General features: G+C 43.5%; 4 protein-coding genes. 3 read left to right on the top strand and 1 reads right to left on the bottom strand.

Annotated features, from left to right (window positions below):
- The 3 genes from ABLV54_RS12710 to ABLV54_RS12720 form a co-directional block, all read left to right on the top strand.
- On the top strand, positions 1–1,044 hold a 1,044-nt coding region (locus ABLV54_RS12710; protein ID WP_348814168.1), incomplete at its 5' end, for a DNA-processing protein DprA.
- Positions 1,041–5,717, top strand: coding sequence for a RecQ family ATP-dependent DNA helicase (locus tag ABLV54_RS12715; RefSeq protein ID WP_348814169.1), 4,677 nt, complete (start codon positions 1,041–1,043; stop codon positions 5,715–5,717). The genes ABLV54_RS12710 and ABLV54_RS12715, both read left to right, overlap by 4 nt.
- Positions 5,714–6,202 (top strand): hypothetical protein, encoded by a 489-nt coding sequence (locus tag ABLV54_RS12720; RefSeq protein WP_032469931.1) that lies wholly within the window; start codon positions 5,714–5,716, stop codon positions 6,200–6,202. The genes ABLV54_RS12715 and ABLV54_RS12720 overlap by 4 nt, the downstream gene beginning before the upstream one ends.
- A gap of 271 nt (positions 6,203–6,473) precedes the next feature.
- On the opposite strand, the gene ABLV54_RS12725 is transcribed toward ABLV54_RS12720, so the two are convergent.
- Positions 6,474–6,712, bottom strand: a 239-nt coding sequence (locus tag ABLV54_RS12725) for a transposase (protein ID WP_348814170.1), incomplete at its 5' end; no start/stop codon positions are given.

Here is a 6,712-nt window from a genome sequence, read left to right on the forward strand (position 1 = left end):
CTCCGGATGAATATGATGATCTCATATCAGGAACTTGTTCGCACCTTCCCTAGAATTTGTTGTGTTTTTGGAGTGGATGTGAACATAGTAGATGCTCTTGTTGTCAAGAGGCTAATGAACGTTGGTGATGAAACTGTTCTGTCCATCTTAAAGTTTTCAGCGTATAGCGGAGTGGCAACACTCGAAGAACTGGCACACCACTCCTCCAATCTAAAAATATCAAACGGTAAATCTCGAGCAACTCTCGAAAGCTTCTTAGATACTGCGAACTTCCAAGCTCTCAGGGTCGAAGTACAAGCTGAGATTGATTCGTTCAAAAATAAAGGTGTTGAGATTGTTCTCTTCGGTACGAAAACCTATCCAATTGCGTTATACGGTCTCCCGAAACCTCCTCCTTTTCTATACTGCAAAGGCAATCTGAACCTCTTAGATAATAGGCTTTCATTAGCGGTTGTAGGCACTCGTGAAAACACCCCCAAGGGGGAAACCATAACGATTAAAACTATTCAAAAGTTTGCGACTTATGGCTTCACGATAGTCAGTGGACTTGCACTGGGTATCGATACAATTGCTCATCGCGCGGCATTAGACGCCAAAACACCAACGATTTCTGTTCTTGTCGATGTGGAGTCTATTTCTCCCGCAAGTAATCGGGAACTCGCTAAGGAAATATTGGACGAGGGCGGACTTCTAGTTGCAGAGAATGCACCAGGAACCAAAGCAATACCTGCGTTCTTTGCTAAGCGAGACAGGATACAAGCAGGTTTATCTACTGCCGTCTTTGCTATTGAAACTTCGATAGATGGTGGGACGATGCACGCAGTCAAATCTGCTATCTCTATGATGCGTCCTGTCTTCGTTCCTGACGCACATAAAGCTAAGTATCCAGATCTTACTATCAAGGCAATTTCAGGAACTCAACAGCTAGTTAACGAAGGGAGGGCGATACCCTACACGAGCGAATCTTATGAAGATATTCGTCTTCAATTAGAAGATATCGCGAGTTCATTTAGGTCGTTGAAAGCAAAAGGTGGCCTGCTGTGATAAAGGTCATCGTCCTCGATCTTGATGACACGCTTATTGATACATCAAGCCTCGAACCACTTCGGTCAGCTGGCCGATGGAGAGACATACCCAGGTACTTTAATGGTTGTGTCATCTATCAGGACGTTGTCGGCCTTGTTACAACGGCTCGGTCGGTTGGAATCAAGGTTGCTATCTTCTCGAATGCGCCTTCGAACTACGTTCAGGGGCTACTCAAACACTTCAGTATCACTGTTGATTATGTAGTAGCCTACCATGATGTAACGCAGCATAAGCCGAGCCCTGAGGGCGTTACTCGTATTCTCGAGTACTTCGGTGTTAGCGCCGACGAGTCAATTTATTTAGGAGATAGTAACCTAGATCGAGACGCTGCTTCCAATGCAGGAGTTGAGTTTTTCTCAGTAGATTGGGGTTCTGCCTCGGAGATCGATTCGTCACATAAGGGAATAAGCGGTCTCACCGAGCTTATTGGAAAAAACTCGACGCGGAGCTCCGCAAGAACTGGACGTTCTGAGTTAATACAATCTGGGAATAAACTTCATCTGGGATTCTATTTAGATGGTATCAAACAGGAAGTTTGGTCTTTCAAAGATAACAAGAATACTTCTGTTCGCCGCTGGGTTAACAAGACTGTTGAGCTAGCTCCTTCATTCCCAGCCATAGATATAGTTGTTCGAGCGTTAGGTCACGCTGAGCTTAGGGCTGAAGATGGCGATAAAGCATTAGATACCTTGGGCAAATCGCTGGCTGTTGCTTTAGGGGCTTCTTACCAACCTAAGATATTAGAGAAAGATCACGTATTAGATAAATCGACTAATTGCACTGCAGCACAAAGACTCCACCAGGTCAGAGGTGCCTATAAAGCCTATTTTGATTCAATAGAAGCTAATTCAAATCCGACATTTCTGATCGTTGACGACGTATTAACTTCGGGGGCTACAACTGATGAGATAACACGCTGTCTATCTCAAGCTTTTCCGAATTCAAGTATTTACATTTTTACGTTGGTTAAAACTCTCTATAGATTGGAGCTAGGCACTGACAGCCAAGAACAACAACACAATAACCAACTGTTTTCAGATTTGTACAACCCAATCATCGACTCGCTGGCGGACGAAAGTGAACTATCTAGACATGTCAGGTCGAAGTCTAGTAGCAGGCTTGTAAGCAAGAAGTTTTCTGCTAACTACGCGAGAACCAACCATAACTTCATTTTCCACAATCTTCTCCAGTATTCTATCTCGTCTGAAACGGCGTCTGGACAGCTATTTGCAGCAATTCAAGTTCTTAAGAATATGCTTCAGAGAGGGAAGCCAACAATAGCCTCGCGGAAACTGAGGAAGGCATTTGGCATTGAACTGGAGAAGAGCGGTCTTAATACATCAGCTCAGGCTCTTGTGTCAGATAAGCCAGTTTTTTGGAATAGATTGATTCGAGGCAACAAGCATTCTGGGTACTACCCAGCGAAAAGGTTTTTTGATGAGCTGATTCCAAAGTATTTCGGTGAGTACATTTTTGTAAAACAACTAATGCTCCCTGAAGTTCAGATTTACGATATGACTCAGGTCTACGTTGAACAATTCCAGAACCGACAGGTAGATTTTTACATTCCTCAAGTTGGTTTAATTATTGAGATAGATGGTCAACAGCACCAAAATTCTCAGCATTTAGATGAGATGAGGGATGCGTTTACTGAAACCTTGGGACTGAAGACAGTTCGTTTCACTGTTCAAGAAGTGGCATCTGAGAATCAGTCATTTATCAGTAAGATAAATTCGATTATTTCTCAAATTCAGATCGTTGATAGTCTAGAGCGAAATGGTGTCCTAACGCCTCCTAATGGTATTTCTTTATTGAATTACCAAGAGGCTTATGAAAATGGAGTCGATGTTACTGACTCGCGATTGAGGCTGACCTCGGCGTTGCGTTTCCAGATACTGTTATTAGAGCTTCTTGAACGAGGTCAGATCAGACTAGGGGAGTTGAAAAAACTATTCATAGTCAATCGTGATGGAACTGATTTTGCTGAATCGGCACTGGACGACCTGAACGATTTGTTATCGAATATCTTTCGTCTCATCGGCATTGAAGAAAAGCGAATTGAGGTTACGCTGATCGAATCAGATGAGCTTCCGAGCGAACGGTCTGGTGAAAATATATTCATCGACTTCAGCTTACTGGAGCGTTATGACGATTCCTTTCAAGTTAACCAAGACGTCATATATTCACGTACGGATTACTTCGATTTCTATCGAAACTTCGAAGATTCTGATGCTGTTTCAATAGAAACCAGTCAATTGATTGACTATGACTTTTTCGAGCTTTCATGTAGTAACCCCATTACCTACAAGCTAGATCTTAGCCCAGGCAGCGAGCAGCGAGAGTCGCTGAGATACTTCCTCAGCAACCTGTTTCTACCATACCTAGAGGATGTAGATTTCAGGGAAGGGCAGGTTGGTATCATAGGATCTGCACTTTCGAAAAACGGCACAATAGGATTGCTGCCTACAGGTTCGGGTAAGTCGATTTGTTACCAGCTGTCTGCGGTCCTGCAACCAGCCGTTAGCTTTGTCGTGTGCCCGATAAAAAGTTTGATGTATGACCAGAAAGCAGATTTGGATAGCATCGGCTTCACTCGAAGCAATTTTATTACAAGTGATTTGAAGGCAGGAGAGAAGGCCAAAGTTCAGAGAGATTTCGGACGTGGTAAGTACTTCTTCGTTTTCATATCGCCTGAGCGATTCCAAACCCATGCGTTTAGAAAAGAGATGTTGGCTATCGGACTAGATCTCTCATTTGCCTACGCGGTGATCGATGAAGCTCACTGTTTGTCTGAGTGGGGACATGATTTCAGGACTTCTTATCTGAACCTGGCAAATACAATCGAACGGTTTGCTCCTAGTGCAAGTTATATAGGCCTAACGGCAACAGCATCAGTTAACGTCTTAAAGGATATTCAAACAGAGTTTGATATCCCCGATGATTTTGTCCGTACCCCAATGGACTTCACTCGCGAGGAACTCTCATTCCACGTTATCGACGATAAAGGCCTTAAAGGTGATGCAGTCGTCAAGCTTGTTTCTGAAATGGAGGGTAAATGGAATTTCGATCGGGAAGACGGCAATAAGGCGGGGATCATATTCACACCTACCGTCAACGGAGCTAAGGGGTGTCATACCTTAGCGGGCCGAATTTCAACACTCTTGAAGATGGATGTTAGATATTTTTCGGGGTCGGCTCCGAAAATGGGTGGATTGCAGGGAGAGGCTTTCGATAGGTATAAGCGCCAAGTTCAAGACGAATTTAAAGAAAATAAATACCGCCTACTTACTGCCACTAAGGCATTCGGAATGGGCGTGAATAAGGGGAATATTGCCTATACGATTCACTTCGGAATACCTGGGTCGATGGAGGCCTTGTATCAGGAAGCAGGCAGGGCCGGGCGAGATAAAAAACTATTCAAGGAAGTACCCGCAGATTGCTATGTGCTTCTCACAAAAGAGCCCAATTCAGCTATTCTCGACAAGATTTGGGACGCTAGCACGAACGTCAAAGATCTGAAGGAGTACGTGAAGTCATTGAGTCGCGATAGCGACCTGAACACAAATCTATTCCTGATGACAAACGGCTTGGACACAATCAATGATGAGTTCAAGTTGATGGCAAATGTATACGAATTCTTTAAGTACAATCAGGAACACAACACGGTGATCATTACTGCCAGGCAGTTTGGTACGGAAAAGTTTAAATTGGAAAAGGCTATCTACCGTCTTTCTCAATTAGGTATTGTCTCTGACTGGGTAATCGAAGACTTTTTTAATGGAACGCTCTATGTCGAGTTCCAGTGCCTATCGGAAGAAGGCCTGGAAAAGAAAATTGAGCATACCGTCAGAAAGTATGATCCTGAGTTTAAGCTCGCTGATGTGTTCAGTAGTGTTAACCAGTACTACAAAATTCTCTGCGACAAGCTGAGAAAAGGGTCTATCGATAAATCGCAATTTATCTTTCTTGTTCTTTTACTTTGGTCCTATGACCATTTTGTCTACAACCGCCGCCAGTCACAGAAGAACGTTTATGAACACTGTTGTTTATTTGCTGAAGGCAGGATGGATGGCAAAGAATTTAAGGAGAAGTTGGAGGGTTATTTCAGACACGACAAGTCGAGCCAACTTTTGCTCTATATGGCTGAGAATTCTGCATCGGCGAAGTTATGGCCATCAGTTTTTTTTGAAACTGATGAAGAAGAGGGCACGGAACATCTAGTAGGCAGCGAGAAGATGACGATCCTACGAGGTCAGATTTCTCGATTCCTAGAGTCATACAAAGATAATGCATTCTTGAACTACTTGAGTGGTGTGCTACGACTAGCTTCCGATGAGTTTGATGATGCAGATGGAGAGCGAAGAATGGCATCGTCATTTGATCGGTTGATCAGTGATAATAGGGATGAAGCACTAGAGCTGGTCCGAAAAACTATGCAGCTAAAGCCAATGTTCTCTGAAAATGCGCGAAGCCGCTTTGCTCGTTTGGTCCATGAGAAATTTGAAGATTTGGATTTTCTTGAGGAGGTAAATGAAGAGCTAGGAGATCCGTTCTCCTATCACACTTTGTTAGCTCCACTAGCAATTAGACTTGAAAAACTTACCAGCCTATACAAGGGGATTAATTGGTGAATGACATACAGAAACTACACCGGGTAATCGATTCACTCGAAGAGCAATCGACGCAAGTGGCAGAGTTTAATGGCCTGTTGAGCGCCGTCAACGATGCAAGAACTGAGATAGAGGCAGCGAAATCAACGCTCGCAAGTCTAGCTTATGAACAGGCTGAATTGGTTACGAAGAACTCGAATAAATTTGAAGAGTTTGACGGTCGCCTTACGTCACTGAATGATCTTCTAGGCCAGATCAAAGATGAACAGTTGAAACTAAGGCGTGAGGTTGCAGCCTTGAAGTTTGTAACACCTGATCAGTTTGAACAAGGCTGCACAGCAATTGATAGCCGCATTGCTAAACAATTAGCGGAATTGAAAAGCAAGTTAGAGGCAGCGGTGGAGTCTCAGCAAAGATCGATAAGCGGGCTACGAACCATAGTTGTTTTAGGTATCTTGGTGTTGGCTGGAGGTGTCGGATTCTTGGCTATGAATATGGTTCTTTAATTTTTAGATTGTCATTCAGTTTTTAATTGTAATCAATAAGTTGGAATACAGAATCGAGCCAAGCTTTGAACTTTGCTAAGATAGGCAATACTTTTTCTTGTCGAAGTTGGTAGCGTTCATCTGGGGTTAGGTTTTTACTTTTCGCCTATTGTGCCAATGCGTAGAGTTTGCCGATATAACTTTTTGCTATATTCGCTCGGCCTTTAACGCGCTTTTCTGATTTAACGCATTTTCATATTTACTGACCTGCCCCCAGAGTTAGATACAACCTTCAGTTAGTAATGTCGGTTGGTTTTTCTTCATATTTCCCGTTTCGCCAGCCCGCTGCAAATTCAGCCGGCGTCAGGTAATTCAGTGATGAATGTGGTCGACACTCGTTATAATCCAGTCGCCAGTCATTAATGATCTTCCTGGCGTGAACAATATCGCTGAACCAGTGCTCATTCAGGCATTCATCGGCTTTGTTGAATAAATCAGATTTCGGGTAAGTCTCCCCCGTAGCGGGTTGTG

The organism is Klebsiella sp. JB_Kp042 (assembly GCF_040065275.1).
GTDB classification, from domain to species: Bacteria; Pseudomonadota; Gammaproteobacteria; order Enterobacterales; family Enterobacteriaceae; genus Klebsiella; species Klebsiella quasipneumoniae.